16 protein-coding genes are annotated in these 16359 nt (G+C 66.7%); 6 read left to right on the top strand and 10 right to left on the bottom strand.

The genetic code is table 11. From position 1 onward, the window contains the following. Positions 1-84 precede the first annotated feature (84 nt). The 4 genes from HTUR_RS17175 to hisS form a co-directional block, all read right to left on the bottom strand. Positions 85-1581: a sulfatase-like hydrolase/transferase gene (locus HTUR_RS17175; protein ID WP_012944610.1), complete on the bottom strand. Its 1497-nt coding sequence runs from the start codon at positions 1579-1581 to the stop codon at positions 85-87. 102 nt (positions 1582-1683) lie between these two features. After that, positions 1684-2217: a DoxX family protein gene (locus HTUR_RS17170; RefSeq protein ID WP_012944609.1), complete on the bottom strand. Its 534-nt coding sequence runs from the start codon at positions 2215-2217 to the stop codon at positions 1684-1686. Positions 2218-2348: 131 nt separating this feature from the next. Continuing rightward, positions 2349-2513, bottom strand: coding sequence for a hypothetical protein (locus HTUR_RS27525; protein WP_187291463.1), 165 nt, complete (start codon positions 2511-2513; stop codon positions 2349-2351). 135 nt (positions 2514-2648) lie between these two features. Then, the gene (gene hisS, locus HTUR_RS17165; RefSeq protein ID WP_012944607.1) at positions 2649-3953 is read right to left on the bottom strand and encodes a histidine--tRNA ligase; all 1305 of its coding nucleotides are present in this window, start codon (positions 3951-3953) and stop codon (positions 2649-2651) included. Between the two features lie 195 nt (positions 3954-4148). Here hisS and HTUR_RS17160 point away from each other — a divergent pair, with 195 nt between their 5' ends. Further along, complete coding sequence (locus HTUR_RS17160; protein WP_012944606.1) at positions 4149-5237, top strand: sensor histidine kinase; 1089 nt, start codon at positions 4149-4151, stop codon at positions 5235-5237. Between the two features lie 48 nt (positions 5238-5285). Here HTUR_RS17160 and HTUR_RS17155 read toward each other — a convergent pair whose 3' ends face one another. The 3 genes from HTUR_RS17155 to HTUR_RS17145 form a co-directional block, all read right to left on the bottom strand. Beyond that, positions 5286-5888, bottom strand: coding sequence for an alpha hydrolase (locus HTUR_RS17155; RefSeq protein WP_012944605.1), 603 nt, complete (start codon positions 5886-5888; stop codon positions 5286-5288). Next, positions 5888-6235 carry a DNA-binding protein gene (locus tag HTUR_RS17150; RefSeq protein ID WP_012944604.1) on the bottom strand — a complete coding sequence of 116 codons (348 nt, stop codon included), beginning with the start codon at positions 6233-6235 and terminating at the stop codon, positions 5888-5890. Before HTUR_RS17150 ends, HTUR_RS17155 begins: the two co-directional genes overlap by 1 nt. Before the next feature lie 105 nt (positions 6236-6340). Continuing rightward, on the bottom strand, positions 6341-6796 hold the full coding sequence (locus tag HTUR_RS17145; protein WP_012944603.1) for a 30S ribosomal protein S19e: 456 nt from the start codon (positions 6794-6796) through the stop codon (positions 6341-6343). Positions 6797-6958: 162 nt separating this feature from the next. On the opposite strand from HTUR_RS17145, the gene thiL reads away from it, so the two are divergent. Next, positions 6959-7882 (top strand): thiamine-phosphate kinase, encoded by a 924-nt coding sequence (gene thiL / locus HTUR_RS17140; protein WP_012944602.1) that lies wholly within the window; start codon positions 6959-6961, stop codon positions 7880-7882. 64 nt (positions 7883-7946) lie between these two features. Here thiL and HTUR_RS17135 read toward each other — a convergent pair whose 3' ends face one another. The 3 genes from HTUR_RS17135 to HTUR_RS17125 form a co-directional block, all read right to left on the bottom strand. Then, a complete protein-coding gene (locus HTUR_RS17135; protein ID WP_049941928.1) occupies positions 7947-9110 on the bottom strand; it encodes a site-2 protease family protein in 1164 nt (387 codons plus the stop codon). 242 nt (positions 9111-9352) lie between these two features. Beyond that, a complete protein-coding gene (locus HTUR_RS17130; protein ID WP_012944600.1) occupies positions 9353-9598 on the bottom strand; it encodes a DUF7123 family protein in 246 nt (81 codons plus the stop codon). 249 nt (positions 9599-9847) lie between these two features. Then, positions 9848-10675 carry a molybdopterin synthase gene (locus HTUR_RS17125; RefSeq protein ID WP_012944599.1) on the bottom strand — a complete coding sequence of 276 codons (828 nt, stop codon included), beginning with the start codon at positions 10673-10675 and terminating at the stop codon, positions 9848-9850. A 193-nt stretch (positions 10676-10868) separates the two neighbouring features. Between HTUR_RS17125 and HTUR_RS17120 the strand changes: the two genes are divergently transcribed. The 4 genes from HTUR_RS17120 to HTUR_RS17105 all read left to right on the top strand — a co-directional run bounded on the left by HTUR_RS17120 (position 10869) and on the right by HTUR_RS17105 (position 16315). Beyond that, complete coding sequence (locus tag HTUR_RS17120) at positions 10869-11909, top strand: CapA family protein (RefSeq protein ID WP_012944598.1); 1041 nt, start codon at positions 10869-10871, stop codon at positions 11907-11909. A 113-nt stretch (positions 11910-12022) separates the two neighbouring features. Further along, on the top strand, positions 12023-12748 hold the full coding sequence (gene pyrH / locus HTUR_RS17115; RefSeq protein ID WP_012944597.1) for a UMP kinase: 726 nt from the start codon (positions 12023-12025) through the stop codon (positions 12746-12748). Continuing rightward, positions 12745-14406, top strand: a complete 1662-nt coding sequence (lysS, locus tag HTUR_RS17110; RefSeq protein ID WP_012944596.1) for a lysine--tRNA ligase — start codon at positions 12745-12747, stop codon at positions 14404-14406. The genes pyrH and lysS overlap by 4 nt, the downstream gene beginning before the upstream one ends. 85 nt (positions 14407-14491) lie before the next feature. After that, entirely contained in the window at positions 14492-16315 is a 1824-nt protein-coding gene (locus HTUR_RS17105; protein WP_012944595.1) for a site-2 protease family protein, read from the top strand. Positions 16316-16359 lie beyond the last annotated feature (44 nt).

Genomic DNA, 16359 nt, shown 5'->3' with positions numbered 1-16359 from the left:
CCCTCGCACGACTTCGAGCCGCGGCTCGTTATTCACTCACCGCGGCACAGCGCGCGCCACCGCACGTGCTTCGATCGGGTAGCGTTACGGCGTGTCTCTGAGCACGTCTGGCACCCACCCCTGGTTCGGATCGTCCGTCTCCTGCATCCAGTCGACGAGTCGATCCCGCATTTCCTCGCGAACGTCCGCGTATCCCGGGTGGTCGATCAGGTTCTGCAATTCGGCGGGATCGGCCTTGAGGTCGTACAGCTCGTCGATGTCGGGACCGTTGTAGACGTACTTGTAGCGCCCAGTGCGGACCATCCGCTGGGTGTAGAGGCCGAACTCGTCGCCGTGATACTGGGCGAAGGTGGAGTCGGGCCAGTCGTCGGGCACCGCGTCCGGGTCGTCGCCGGTCTCGAGCAGCGGCACCAGACTTCGGGAATCGAACGACTCCGGAACGTCGACGCCGCCCATCTCGAGGAACGTCGCGGCCAGATCGTGGAGGTGGACGGGCACCTCGCACGTCGTTCCGGGTTCGGCGACGCCGGGCCAGCGCACCTGTAGGGGAATCCGGTAGGTGTCGTCGTACATCAGCGGGCCCTTGTTGAACTGGCGGTGGTTGCCGACGAAGTCGCCGTGATCCGAGGCGTGGACGACGGCCGTCTCGTCCGCCAGTCCGTGCTCCTCGAGCGCCTCGAGGATCCGCTCGAGCTGGTCGTCGATCAGCGAGACGAACCCCCAGTACTTCGCGGTGGCCTCGGCCCAGTGGTCCCACTCGAGGCCGTCGGCGCCGCGGTAGTAGTGGAAGTTCTCGTGAACTTGGGGCTTCCCGTCGTACGTCTCGGCGTAGCTTTCGGGCGGATCGATCTCGTTGGGGTCGTACATCGAGGCGTAGGGCTCGGGGACGACGTAGGGGTGGTGGGGGCCGTAGAAGTCCGCGCGGTGGAAGAATGGGTCGCTGCCGTTTCCGTCGCCCTCTCCGCTGTCGCCATCGGCGTGCGCTTCGATGGCGTCGATCGTCCGCTCGGCGAGGAAGTACGCGCGGGTCTCCTCGACATCGACCGGGGTCGTCGCCGCGACGAAGGTTCCCTCGCTCGCATCGCGCGGGTCGTCGCCGGTGTAGAGCACCTCCTCGAGGTCGACCTCGCCCGGCGGGACGCCGCGTTCCTCGCGGTACTCCCGGAACGCCTCGTCGATGTCGTCGTGGTGTTTGTCGCTGCCGCCGAGATAGGCGAAGCCGAAGTCCTCGGGCGTCTGGTCCCGGCCGACGTGCCACTTTCCGGTGTAGCTGCAGTCGTACCCGTTCTCGGCCAGCAGTTCCGAGAACGTCGGTAACTCGGGCGGCAGGTTCGGCCGGATCGCGTCCGCCTCGTGGCTGTTGTTCAACATCCCGTGGCCGTGGGGGAACAGGCCGGTCATGAGCGAGGCGCGGGCGCTCGTACAGATGCTGATCGGGGTGCAAGCCCGCGAGAAACGCATCCCCTCGCTCGAGAGGCGATCCATCGCCGGCGTCTCGACGGGCGGTCCCTCGGGCGCCGTGCAGTCGTAGCGCTCCTGGTCGGTGAGGACGAACAGAACGTTCGGGCGGCTATCGGCCATCGGGCGTCGTACACCGACGCCGTAGTTAATGGTCGGCCCTGCTACGGAGCAGAAGGGCGGGAAAACGAAAGCGTTCGAATCGGGCCGAGCTATCCCGCGCCATCACCCGAGGAGGTAGCCCAGCCACGGCCGCTGGCGGACGAACTCGGTCTCCTCGAGGTAGGCGTCGACGCCGAGGATCCGTCCCGCGGCGAAGACCCCGATGAGCACGAACATGAGGAGCCCGAGCAGGTCGCCGTTGACGTAGCCGTTCGCCCAGTCGGCGTTGCCCAGGTAGAACAGCACCATGAGGACGCCGCCGAAGAAGGCGGCCAGACGTACAAGCGCCCCCACGATGAGCCCCAGTCCGATGCAGAACTCGCCGAGGGGGATCATCACGTTAGTGAACTCGAGCAGCCAGGGCGTCGCGGCGACGAACTCGAACAGCGGGGCGATGGGCGTCTCCGCGTGTGCGAGGTAGCCCGCCGCGTCGAACGGCTCGCCGGCGACGAACCCGAACTTTCCCCACCCGGCGTGGAGGAACCAGTAGCCGACGATCAGTCGGATCCCCACCAGCACGTAGCCGGCGATACCGTCGGCGTAGTCGAACTCCTGGCGCTTCCCCAGCCACTGCACGGTCGCTTCGTTAGTTGCCATTGTGAGTCACCTTACAGTCACTACTCGGTGCTATACGGGCTTGAGACGGGCTTATATTCCCGATCGAGGGGAATAGGCGCGAATCACCCCTGCAATAGAGGTGGTTTAAGGGAGGAAGCCGGAATCGCCGGTTACGCTCCGTCTTCGAACGGTCGAGGCACCTGCTCGTCGTCATCGTCGACGGCGTTGGTATCAATATCGGCTGTCTCGACGAGCATCAGAGCGGCGACGATCCCTCCGGCCGCGAGGAGCGCGAGCGAGTAGCGGATCGAACGGCGCATCGACGGCACGTTCACAGATTGCGTTGGCAAACGTGATGATAATGAACGGTCATTTTCGACCGCTCGAGACCGCCGATTTACCTCTCTCCGTCAAGCGCGCTTGCGTTCGAAAATCGGAACCAACACCCAGAGCCGACGAGCCGAGTCCGTTCAGGCGAAGTCGTCGTAGGTCGGTCGCTCTCGGTCGCCGGGGAACTCGTCGATCGGCGCCTGCGTCTGGTCGCCGGATTCCATGTCCTTGATCGTCACCTCGTCGTTCTCGAGGTCCTGCTCGCCGGCGACGACGACGGTTTCGGCGTTGATCGAGTCGGCGTAGTTCAGCTGCGAGCCGAAGGAGCGATCCGCGACGTCGGTCTCGACGACGTGGCCGCGCTCGCGGAGGTCGCGGACGATCCGGGCGGCCTCCGACCGCGTGTCTCCGATCTGGAGGACGTAGTAGTCGGTCGTGAACGCCTCATCCGGCCAGACGTCCGCCCGCTGGAGGAGCAGGGACAGCGGCGCGAGGCCGGGCGCGACGCCGACGGCGGGCGTCGGCTGCCCGCCGAAGCTCTCGATTAGGTCGTCGTAGCGGCCGCCGCCGAAGACCGACCGGGAGACCTCGCCGGTCGAGTCAAAGCACTCGAAGACGACGCCGGTGTAGTAATCGAGCCCGCGGGCGGTCTCCAGCGAGAGCGTACAGTACTCGCGGGCGCCGAAGTCGGCTGCGGCCTCGAGGACGTTCTGGAGGTTGGTCACGGCCGCCTCGACGCGGTCCGTGCCGGCGAACTCGACGAGTTCGTCGAGGTCGTCCTCGCCGACCGCGAGCAGGTCGTCGAACTCGGCGGCCTGATCGTAGCTCAAGCCGGCGTCGACGAGCAGGTCGTGGTACTCGTTGTGGCTGATCTTCTCGGACTTGTCGACGGCGCGGATGGCCGCGGCCGTGTCCACGTCGGCGTCGAACGACTCGAAGAGGCCGCCGAGGATGTCGCGGTGGGAGACGCGGAACTCGAACTCCTCGCCGGTCAGGCCGAGGTCGGTCAGCGCGTCGGCGGCGAACGCGAGGATTTCGGCGTCGGCCTCGGGTTCGCTCGAGCCGAAGATGTCGACGTTGGTCTGGTAGAACTCGCGGAACCGGCCCTGCTGAACCTGCTCGTAGCGCCAGAACGGCCGCGTCGAGACCCACTTGATCGGCTTCGAGAGCTCCTGCTGTTTGGCGACGACCATCCGCGCGACGGTCGGGGTCAACTCGGGGGTCAGCGCGACCTCGCGGCCGCCTTTGTCCTCGAACGCGTAGAGCTCTTCGACGATCTCCTCGCCGCTCTTGTCGACGTACATCTGGGTGCGCTCGAGTGCGGGGGTGCCGACCTCCCGGAAGCCGTACCGTCGCGCCGTGGCCTCCAGCGTGTCGATAACCTCCCGGCGCGCCCCCATCTCGGCGGGGTAGAAATCACGAAACCCCTTGAGGTGGTCGTACATGTCCCCCGATTCGTTCAGGCCGCGCTTCAAACTGTCCTTTGTCGCTCGAGTGCCGATTCGTTCCCCGCCAGCGACCGTGCGTTCGGCGTTCTCGTCGTTATCCGTTTGGTTCGGCTGACAGAGGCATTAGTTCGACGCAGTTCGGGGCGAGATTCTCCAATAACTTGATAGCTCGCTCCGTGCTGAGATACGACCGTGCAACGGCTCGAAGAGGATGACTGGGTCGCGGACGTCGGTCAACAGCTCCCGGTCTCGCCGCTGTCGATCCTCGGATTCGTCCTCGCCGCCACCATCGGCGTGCGGATCGCCGGCGAGACCCTCTCGACGAGGACGATACTCGAGAGTATCTTTCCGCTCGTGATCGCGACGGCGGTCATCCTCGCTGATCGATTCCTCGTCGCTCAGGACGTCTCGGCGCGGGACAGACTCACCGTCTTCGCGTACGGTCTCGGCGGCTTCCTCGCCGCGTTCATCGTGGCGGCGTTACACCTCTACATCGCCTACCTCGACGGACTCGGCTCCCGCTCGCCGCTGTACCTGCTGTTGATGAGCGGGACGATGGGCGTCGGCGCGGGTACCGTCGCCGGGATCTACGACATCAAACAGCGGGCCGCGACCCGCGAGGCGCGCCGACAGAGCGAGCGGTTAGAGGAGTTCGCCAGCGTCGTCAGTCACGACCTGCGAAATCCGCTCAGCGTCGCGCGCGGCCGTCTCGATGCGGCGTTCCAAACCGGGAACGCCGACCACCTCACGGAGGTCGACGCCGCCCTGACGCGGATGGACGAACTGATCGAGGAATCGCTGTCGGTCGCCCGCAGCGGGACGCAGGTCGAGGAGACCTACCAGGTACCGCTCTCCGAACTCGCCGGCGACGCCTGGTCGTCGACCGCGACCGACGAGGCGACCTACGAGGTGGTCGACTCCCGAACGCTCCAGGTCGATCCGCTACGCGCGAAACAGCTCTTCGAGAACCTCTTTCGGAACGCCGTCGAACACGGTTCGACGAGCCCTGCTTCGCAGGCTCAGCAGGATTCGATCGAGCACGGCCGGGACGACGTCACCATCCGCGTCGGCGCCTGTTCGGGGGGCTTTTTCGTCGAAGACGACGGGCCCGGGATTCCCGAGGACGAACGCGACAAGATCTTAGAACAGGGGTACTCGACGGCCGAGGACGGATCCGGACTCGGCCTCGCGATCGTCCGGGCCATCGCGGACGCTCACGGCTGGTCCGTGTCAGTCACCGAAAGCGAGACGGGCGGCGCGCGGTTCGAGTTCACGCGGTAGCACTCGGCGCCTGTCCCTGCCTGAGCGCGCTCTCGAGCGATTCCGCTGTTAGTCGTCGGACCGATGCACGCCCGTCACGTACGTCTGCGTGTGATCCGGGAAACAGTCTTCGACGGCCCCGGGGCCGCCCTCGTCGGCGATGATCGTCCGGAGCTCCGCCTCGTAGTCGGCCCGGTCGATCTCCTCGCTCGGACCGACGGTCACCTCGAGTCGCGCCTCGACCAGCCGGTCGACGGCGGTGCGGCCGAAGCCCGACAGCGGCGCGATGTAGTCGACGCCGTGGCGATCCTCCAGGCTCTGGGCCTGTGCGCGGGAGATCGTCGGCACGCGGTCGTCGCGGCGCGTCCCGTCGGCGATGGCGTCGTACTCGCGGTCGGCCAGCCGCTCCAAGGCGTGCTGGTGGAGCTCCTGGATGCCGTTTCGCGGGAAGCCGTCCTCGCGGATCTGCGCGGCGGCTTCGCGGGCGACGTCGGGATCCAGCTCGAGCCGTTCGAAGTCGAAGCCAGCGGCGTCAGCCGTCTCGCGGGCGTGTTCCCAGTCGTCGCTGATGCCGAAGTGGGCCGTCACCAGCGTGACGTCGTAGAACTCCTCGAGGAGAAGGGCCGCGAGCGTCGAGTCCTTGCCGCCGCTGTAGAGCAGTCCCAGCTCCATCAGCGCCGCTTGATATCGAAGCTCTGGGAGTCGGGTTTCAGCTCCTGGAGGAGCTGTTTCATCTTCTCGTCGTCAATTTTGCCCTGCATGCGGCCGCTGCGGGCCAGACTGATGACCTGTCGTTCGACCTGCTCGCCGAACTGGGGTTTGCTCATCTTGACCGTGTTGAGCCGCTTGCGAGCGTCGTCGGTCAGGTGCTGGCGGAGAACGGCCTTCTTCTGGGCCTCGGCCTGTTGTTTGGCGGCCTCCTGCGAGCCGCCCTGTTGGCCCTCGGCCTGCTCCTGTAGCTGCTCCATTTTCTTCTGTCGCAGCTCCTCGAGTTTCTCCTCGTCGGGTGCGTCGCTCATTGCTATCACGATTGTTGTTTCGCACGGCGGAAAATGATTTCGGACGACACGCGATACTGTCGGCGCTCGAGGGGTGTTCGGCGTGAAAACTGGAGTCGTCTCGCGTTACGCGTAGCGTTCGAGTTCCGGACGGTCGAGTTCTTCGAGCACCTCGCCGGCGGTGTCGTCGAGGAGACTCTGGCCCTCGGCGGTGATGCGTCGGCCCTCGCCCTCGGCGGTCTCGACGAGATCCTCCTCTTCGAGCTGCTGGAGGATCGTTCGGATGAGGTTCTTCGAGCCGTCGGCGCGCTTGTCGGGGGCGACCTGGTAGCGGTTCGAACCGCCCTTCGCGCCGCCGTACTCGGTCGAGAGTCGCTCGACGCCGATTGGGCCGCGGTCGGAGACCTTGCGCAGGAGGCTCGCGGCGCGGGTCGCCCAGAAGTCCTCCTGTTCGGGCGGCAGTTCGCGGTCGACACCGCTCTTTACGAACTTGCCCCAGTCGGGTTCGTCGAGCCGTTCCTCGAGGTCGTCGGCGAGCGCCTCGATGAGGTCGTCCGCCGGAACGTCGTACATCGTAGCCATTGGCGTGTGGTTTCCGTCGGCGGCATTTAAGGCCATCGTTGTCCCGCGCAGCGGTGGTGTGGCGACCGCTCGCAGGGATTCCGCGACCGGCGGGGCATGGCGTCGCGAACCGCCCGGACTCCGGTCCGGGCCGTTTTTCGTGTTGGAATCGAAACGGGACGTATGGACGAACGCGCCGCCCTGTCGCTGCTGGAGGGCGAACTCGAGGCCGCCGGTGACGACGCGGCCGTCGTCGACGACCTGGTGATCACGACGGACATGCTCCACGAGCGGACGGACTTCCCGACGGGGACGACCCGCTACACGGCGGGCTGGCGCGCGGTCGGCGCGTCGCTGTCGGACGTCGCCGCGATGGGCGCCGACGCGACCGCCGCGGTCGCGGCCTACGCGGCCCCCGAATTCGACCGCGACGAACTGCTCGCGTTCGTTCGAGGCGCACGCGACGTCTGCAACCGCGTCGACGCCGCCTACGTCGGCGGCGACCTCGACGGCCACTCCGAGTTCACCGTCTCGACGACCGCGGTCGGCCGGAGCGACGACCCCGTTCGCCGTAGCGGGGCCGAACCCGGCGACCTGCTCTGTGTCACCGGGACGCTGGGCCGCAGCGCGGCCGGCCTCGAGTTGTTCGGACGCAGCGCTCGGGAGGACTCCGCGAGCGACGACGACAGCGGAGTCGAACGGGCGAACGACCTGTTTCGCTTCGAGCCGCGAGTCGCGGCTGGCGCGGCCCTCGCGCCCCACGCGACGGCGATGATGGATTCGAGCGACGGGCTCGCCCGGTCGCTCCACCAGCTCGCCGAGGCCAGCGACTGCGGCTTCGCGGTCGACTCGGAGGCGGTTCCCGTCGCCGAGGCGCTTTTCGAACTAGCTGACGGCGAGGGAACGGACGCGGACCCGCTCGAGCGCGCGATCGCCTTCGGCGAGGACTTCGAACTCGTCGCGACGCTGCCGGAGTCGGCCCTCGAGACGGTGCGGGCGGCGATCGACGTCGATCTCTCGGTAATCGGCTCGGTCACGGAGCCCGTCGAGGGAATCACGCTGGACGGCGAGAAACTGCCGGATCGGGGCTATACCCACGGAACGTAACGTATCGAGGACGGAACGCAGGCTGTTGACGATCGGAGACTGAGCCCGCCCGTCGGGTGTATCGCTATTGGATGACCTCGAGCGGGACCGGCATGAAACAGAGCAGTCCGAGCCCGAAGGTGACGACGCCCAGCAGCTGCCGCCAGGTTCCGAGCCGCTCGTCGGTGACCGGCTGTGCTCCGCCCGCCGACGCGAGGAGCGTGGCCAGGAATCCCCAGAGGATCCAGATGAAGATCGTCTGCAGGCCGTAGCCGTCGATGTAGTACAGGTAGCCGGCGAGGGCGAACAGCGCGCCGGGGACGAGCGCGCTGACCGTCTCGTGGAGGTCGCCGATCATCGCCCGCAGAATGTGGCCGCCGTCGAGTTGGCCGACGGGGATCAGGTTGAGGAAGGTGACGAACATGCCGACCCAGGCGCCGATGACGACCGGATTGACGTTGCGCGTCGGATCGTCGCCGTACAGCGGTTGATCGATCGCCACCGCGATCAGCTCGAGCATCGGCGGGATCCCGAGTCGGAAGCCGCCCTCTTCGGCCTGCTGTACGACCGGCTCCGGGATCGTCACCGGCGGCAGGTGGAGTCCGACGACCGCGATGGCGACCGTCGCGGCGAGTCCGGCCAGCGGACCGGCGATACCGATATCGAACAGGGCCTTTCGGTTCGGCATCCGCCCCTTCAGCTTGATCACCGCCCCCATCGTCCCGATGATCGTCGGGACGGGAATGAAGTACGGCAGGGAGGCGTCGACCTGGTGGTAGCGGCTCAGCGCGTAGTGGCCCAGTTCGTGGACGCCGAGCACCGTCAGCACCGCGGCCGAAAACGGCCACGCGCCGAGGATCTCGATCGGACCACCGAACGGATCGATCCCCGGATACCACCAGAACGCGCCGACGAACAGCGTCGAGCAGATCGTTGCACACAGTAGTAAGATGTTCGTCCACGGGATGCCGTCGATCCCGAGGCTGATCGGCTCGGCGACGAGGACGTACTCGCCGTGGCGCATCGTCAACTGCGGGTCGTACCCCGCTTCGCGAAATATCGGCCACAGCTCCTCCATCGCCCGTTCGGGATTGGTACGCGGATCGCCGTAGTACACCAGCTGATCGTCCTCGGCCCGCATCTCATAGACCCGAAAGACCGACTCGATGCGCTCGAGCGGCGGGCCGTCCCCGAGCGAGGGGTCGTCGCCGATCGACGGACCGACCCGGGGGACATCGGCGTCGTCCATCATCCGTGATAGAGGAGCCCGGCGTATAAATCGACTGTCGTCGGCAGGTCTTCAGCGAAACGCGCATCGAGCGATAGGCACGCCGGCCGAACGCCGACGAAAACGGAGGAAGAAGGCCGGTCAGGGGAGGCCGGATGGCGTCGGAGACGCGCCGGCCGGTAGGGTGTCGCGTTGCTCGAGGGGCGTTCGTCACGCCGTTCGAACGGCGGGCCGGTGGCTACTCGACCGTAGCGAGGGCACGATCAGGCCGGTGCGACGCGCCAGGTCGTCGCGCTCGTGTACGACCACTTCTCGATCTCGAGGTCGGTGGCCGACTCCGAGAGCTTGACCATCAGCGCGCCGATCTCCTTGGGGGACATCCCGACGTCGTCAGCAATGAACTTGCCCTTGAAGTATAGCTCTCCGTCTTCGGCGCGGTCGCGGAGATAGCGTTTGAGGCGTCGTTCCTTGCTTTCCGTGGAGGGTTGGGCTGTCGTGCTCATCGACATCCACTGCTTGCTGCCGGGATATGTTATAAAGGAAGGATGGTTAGCGAAATTTCGGTTGTGTTCAGGGATCTGGGGGGTTATAGACGTTTTATTCTCGATTCGGTGATTATTTATCGAGCGATGAGAGCGCTCGAGACCTTTTAAAACCGCCGCTAACGTATTATCGCGGATTCGATTATCATGGCTGATAGCGTGTTCCGTTCCTGGAGGCGTGACCTATTTTGAACGGAATATTCATGGAATCAAGCACTAGCTTCGTTCGTGAACCCAGAATTCGTCCTCGACCGTCACTTCCTTCTTGAACAGCGGCACCTCGTCTTTCAACCGGTTGATCCCGTCCTCGACGGTTCGAAACGCCTCCTCGCGGTGTCCGGCGAGGACGACGACGAAGACGATGTCCTCGCCGTCCTCGACGACGCCGGTCCGGTGGTAGAGTTCGACCTCGAGCACGCCGTCGCGGGACTCGAGATCCGTTTCGAGGGCGGCCATCCGCTCGTCGGCGACGCCCTCGTACTTCTCGAACTCGAGGTACTGTGTGCGCGCGTCCTCGGCGTCGTCCTTCGCGCGGACGCGGCCGGTGAACGTCGCGATCGCGCCCGCCTGATCGGCCGTTGGCGACCGCTTGACGCGATCGACCAGCGAGTGGAGGGTTTCGTGGGGCTCGCGCGACTCGAGTTCGGCCGTGACGGCGTCGGGATCGAGGTCGCCGGGCTGTTCGACAGCCGCGACGACGCCCTCTTCGTCCGCGTCGTCCGTCCCGACGACCACCGTCGGATGGCGGAGGTTCTCGACGCCCACGACGACGGCGTACGCGCAGTCGGACGCTAGCCGATCGAGGGCCTCGCCGACGCCCAGCCCCGTCCCCGAGGCAGCCCAGTCTCCGTCGGCGCCGAGCTCGTAGCTGACGTCGCCGCCGACCGTCGTCGAGTCGTGGACGGCCGTTCCGTCCGCGATCGTCGCGTCGTATCTGACCACGCCGACGCGCCCCTCCCGCTCGAGGCGATCGACGAGTCGGTCGCAGACCCGCTCGACGGCGTCGCGGTCCCCGCCGCGGTCGCAGATGCCGAGTACGTGCATAGTCGTGACATGGCGACGTCGGGGTTTGTAGCTGTCGACAAAGCCTCGCGCAGATGGGCGCTTGGACATCCACCCGCATTCCCCTTTCCCCTTTCAGTTTTGCCTACCGCACTTGCTTGGCCGACTATCGTTTTTGGTCACCGAGGGCTACTGCACTGCAGGGACTTTGGAACTGCGCCACTGATTCGCATATATGTCTCATCGAATCGGCTTCACCGGCGACGTCATGCTCGGTCGACTGGTCGACGACCGCCAGCGCCGGCGGTCGGTCGACGCGGTCTGGAGGAACGTCCTCGAGCGCCTCCGGGACCTCGATACACTCGTGATCAACCTCGAGTGCGTGCTGTCGACGCGCGGGAGCGAGTGGCGGCGGACCCACCGGCCGTTTCACTTCCGCGCGGATCCCGACTGGGCCGTGCCGGTCCTCGAGCGCGCCGGCATCGACGTCTGTGCCCTCGCGAACAACCACGTGCTGGACTACGAGGCGGTGGCACTGCGGGATACGCTCGAGAACCTCGACGAGGCCGGAATCGAACGCGCCGGCGCGGGAGAGACGGTCGACGCGGCGCTCGAGCCGGCGGTCGTAACCGTCGACGGCGACAGGGGCGACGAAACCGACGGCCTCGAGTTAGCCGTCGTTTCGTTCACCGACAACACGCCCGAGTACGCGGCCGACGAGGAGTCGCCCGGAACCGCGTGGATCGAAATCGACCGCGACGACGAACGGACGCGAACCAGGGTTCGCGAGGCGCTCTCCCGCGCCCGCGAAACGGATCCCGATCTGCTGGTCGCGTCGCTGCACTGGGGGCCGAACATGGTCACCGAACCGCCCGACTCGTTCCGGGCGTTCGGCCGCTGGTTGGTCGAGGAGGGCGTCGACCTGATCCACGGCCACAGCGCCCACGTCTTCCAGGGGATCGAGGTCTACGATGGCGCACCGATCATCTACGACGCGGGCGATTTCGTCGACGACTACGCGGTCGACGACGAGTTGCGCAACGACCGCGGGTTCCTGTTCGAACTCGCGGTGACCGAGGACGGGACGCCGACCGAACTGCGGCTCCATCCCACGGAAATCGACGGCTGTGCCGTCCACGAGGCGAGCCCCGATGCCGCCCGGTGGGCTCGCGACCGGATGCGCGAGCTGTCGGCCCCCTTCGGGACCGCGTTCGACCGCGACGGCGAGACGCTGGTGCTGGCGCTCGAGTCGGAGCCTCGTACCGCACTCGAGTAGCCGCCGTCCGGTCTCCGCTTTTCCCCTCGAAAACCGTCCCGTGAGAGTGAGACACGCGCGGTGATCCGGAGTTGGCAACCCTTAAGATAGCAACCCGGTTACACCGGTGTAGTATGAAAGTGGTCGTCTCTATCGGCGGGAGCGTGCTCGTGCCCGAGCCGGGCGCGGATCGGGTGGCCGAACACGCGGCCGTCGTCGAAGACCTCATCGCGGACGGCTGTCGCGTCGGTGCCGTCGTCGGGGGCGGCGGTGTCGCCCGCGACTACATCTCGGCGGCCCGCGATCTGGGGGCGAACGAAATCGAACTCGATCAGCTCGGAATCGACGTCACGCGACTCAACGCGCGCCTGCTCATCGCCGCACTGAGCGAGGAGTCCGTGACCGCGCCGGCGCTGGACTACGAGGAAGCCAGCGAGGCGCTCCGCCGGGACGACATCTGCATCATGGGCGGCGTCGCGCCGGCCCAGACAACCGACGCGGTCGGCGCCGCGCTGGCGGAGTACATCGACGCCGATCTGCTCGTTTACGCGACCAGCGTCCCCGGCGTCTACAGCGCCGATCCCAACGAGGACGACGACGCGACCAAGTACGATTCGCTCTCCGCGACGGAGCTGGTCGACGTCATCGCCGGTCTCGAGATGAACGCCGGCGCCTCGGCGCCCGTCGACCTGCTGGCGGCGAAGATCATCGAGCGCTCGGGGATGCGCACGATCGTCTTAGACGGCACCGACCCCGACCGGATCGCCCGCGCCGTCCGCTACGGCGACCACGACGGGACCGACGTCATTCCGGAAGGCGCCGGCGAGGAACCGACCTACTGGGCCGTCGACGAGCAATGAGCGACGGGAGTCCCTACACGCTCCAACGCGACCTCGAGGAGGACGAGCGTCACGCGTTCTGGGCGGATATCGTTGCGGATCGGGTAGAAGAGCGGAATCCCGACGAGCCGATCGTCGTCAAGGGCGGCATCTCGCCGTCCGGCGTTCCCCACCTGGGCAACGTCAACGAGATCATGCGGGGCTACTACGTCGCCGAAGTGCTCCGCGAGCGGGGCCACGAGGTCCGGCAGGTGTTCACCGCCGACGACCGCGACCCGCTCCGCAAGCTGCCTCGCACCCTCTGTGACCTCGAGGGGAACCTCGTCGATCTCGGCGAGGTCGACGCGGGCGCGCTCGGGCGCAACCTCGGCGCTCCCTACACGGACATTCCGGACCCCTTCGGCTGCTGTGACTCCTACGGCGACCACTTCTCGACGATCATCCAGGACAGCGCCGACGCCGTCGACGTGCCGATCGACCTAGTGTCGAACACGGAGATGTACGAGAACGGTGACCTCGAGGAGGTTACGCGGTTCGTCCTCGAGCACCGGGACCGCGCACGCGAGGTGCTCTCGGAGTACCAGGACAAGGTCGACGAGGACTACGTCCCGTTCAACCCGATCTGCGAGGAGTGCGGCAAGATCACGGAGACAGTGACGAGCGTCGACTTAGATGCGGGCGAGGCCGGAACCGTCGACTACCGCTGTACCGACATGGACGCCGGCGACCAGACGATCGACGGCTGCGGCCACGAGGGTACCGCCACGCTGCGGGAAGGCAAGATGCCCTGGCGCTTCGAGTGGCCCGCCCAGTGGAAGGAACTCGGCGTCGATTTCGAGCCCTTCGGCAAGGACCACGCCGAGGGCTCCTGGCCCAGCGGCCAGGACGTCGCGCGGAACGTCTTCGAGATCGAGCCGCCGGTCCCGATGGTCTACGAGTGGTTCACCCTCGAGGGCCAGCCGTTCTCCTCCTCGGAGGGGAACGTCATCCTCGTCTCGGACGTCCTCGAACTGCTCGAGCCCGAGGTACTGCGGTACTTCTTCGCGAAGGACCCCTCCAAGGCCCGGGACTTCAGCATCGAGCGCCTCGACCAGCTGGTCGACGAGTTCGACCGCCTCGAGGCGATCTACTTCGACGAGATCGAGGCCGACGAGGACGAGGCGGCGTTCGCGAAGCGAGTCTACCCGCTCGTGGTAGCGGAGACGAGAGAAGAGCGGCTCCGTCTGCCCTACACCTTCGCCGCCGTGCTCGGCATGTTCGACGACCCGGGCCTGCGCGAGGCGGTCGCTCGCAAGGAGGGCCACATCCCCGACGACGCGCCCGAGTGGGCCGTCGAGGACGCCCTCGCGCGCGTCGAGAAGGCCCGAAACTGGGCTCGACGGACCGGAAACGAGTTCGACTACGAGCTCAAGCGCACCGAGATCCCCGATCACGACTTCGACGCCGCGACCGAAGACGCCCTCGCGGAACTCGCTGACTTCATCGAGGCGGGCCACGAACCCGACGAGATTCAGGGCGAGATCTACGAGACCGCCAAGCGCCACGACGTCGATGTCGGCGACTTCTTCGGGGCCGGTTACCGCCTGTTCTTCGACGAGGATCAGGGGCCGAAACTCGGCCCGTTCCTCGCGAAGGTCGACCGCGAGTTCGTCGTCGCCCGGTTGCGCAGGGAACGCTGATCGCGCGGTCCGCGTCCTCGAGTCTCTCGTTCTGCCGACAGGACAGACAAAAGCCCTTTGAGAACGCCTCCCGGAGATAGGAGCGATGGACTACGGTTTCCCTGCTGTCGTCTCGGTCCCCGAACTCGCCGGGTCGGAGACCCTGACCTGGGTCGTCGCCGGCCTGCTCGTCTACTGGTTCGGGATCATCGCGCTCCGTCGAGCGGAGCTGTTGCCGTCGTACGTCGGTACACAGGGGCCGATTCTGACCTTCCACACCAAGCGCGGGCGGCGGTTTCTCGACCGTCTCGCGCGGCCCAAACGGTTCTGGCGCGCGTGGTCGAATCTCGGCGTCGGCATCGCCATCGTCGTGATGGCGGCGATGTTCGTCGTCCTCGCGCTCGGGGCGATTTCGGCGCTGACGTCGCCACAGCCGGCCAGCAGCATCAACCAGCCCCGAAACGTCATCCCGTTCCCCGGGGTTAACGACTTTCTGCCGGTCTCAGCGACGCCCGGGATCGTCACCGGACTGCTGGTCGGACTGGTCGTCCACGAGGGCGGCCACGGCCTACTCTGTCGCGTCGAGGACATCGAGATCGAGTCGATGGGCGTGGCCATGCTCGCGTTCATCCCGATGGGCGCGTTCGTCGAACCCGATCAGGAAGGCAGCAAACAGGCCTCTCGAGGCGGTCAGACGCGGATGTTCGCTGCGGGCGTCACCAACAACTTCGCAGTGACGATCCTCGTCTTCGCCCTGCTGTTCGGCCCGATCGCGGGATCGATCGCCGTCGCTCCGGGCGCCGCCGTCGGCGGCGTCGCTCCCGACTCGCCGGCCGACGAGGCCGACGTACAGCCCCACGACCGCATCACCGCCGTCGGGGGCGACCCAGTCGAGACCAACGACGACCTCGCCGATCGACTGGACGCCGCCGACGGCGAGCAGGTCGAACTCGAACTCAACGGCGAGCGGACGGTGACGGTCGATCGCTCGCTGCTGGTGACCGCCGCGATCGAGAACGGGCCGGGCGGACTGGCGGTCGGCGATCGGATCCTCCGGGTCGGCGACCAGTCGGTCGCGACCGAACGCGAGTTCTTCGACGCCGTCGGCGACGACGAGCGCGTCTCCGTGACGATCGAACGCGACGGAGAGGAACTCGAGCGCGAACTGCCGATCGGGGCCGCCGTCGACGTCACCGACGACGGACCCCTCCGGGAGGCGACCGGCTCGATCGACGAGTCGCTGATCGTCACCCGGTTCGACGGCGAGCGGACCCACACCTACGACGACCTCATCTCGCTGGTCGACGACCGCGAGGTCGGCAGCGAGGTCACCCTCGAGGGGTATCTCGACGGGGAGCGCGTCGAGTACGAGGTCACGCTCGGCGAACACCCGCGCGACGACGGGAGCTACCTCGGCGTCGTCGGCCACTCCGGCGCGTCCGGTTTCGAACTCAGCGATATCGGCGTCCAGCTCTACCCCGCCGAGGACTACCTGGCGATTCTCGGCGGCGGGGACGGCAGCGGCAACGCCCTGATGAACTCGTTTATCGGAAAAATCGTCCTCGCGGTGATGCTCCCGGTCAGCGCCGTGGCCGGTCTCCTTCCCTTCAACTTCGCCGGCTTCACCGGCGGCGTCCAGAACTTCTACGAGGTGCAGGGGGCGCTGGCGGCGCTCGGCGACGGAACGGTCTTCTTCGTCGCGAACATCCTGTTCTGGACCGGCTGGATTAACGTTCAGCTCGGCTTCTTCAACTGCATTCCGGCGTTCCCGCTGGACGGGGGCCACATCCTCCGGACGAGCACCGAGGCGATCGTCTCGCGGCTCCCCTTCGAGACGACCCGAGGGCACGTCCGCACCGTCACGACGGCCGTCGGGTTGACGATGCTCGGGAGCTTCGTGCTCATGCTGTCCGTTCCGTTGCTCCAGTAGACCGGTCGGACACTCGCGCCGCCGCTCTCTGGACTGTTTCTGAC

This window comes from Haloterrigena turkmenica DSM 5511 (genome assembly GCF_000025325.1).
Classification (GTDB): Archaea; Halobacteriota; Halobacteria; order Halobacteriales; family Natrialbaceae; genus Haloterrigena; species Haloterrigena turkmenica.
This window is presented reverse-complemented; position numbering and strand designations above follow the sequence as displayed.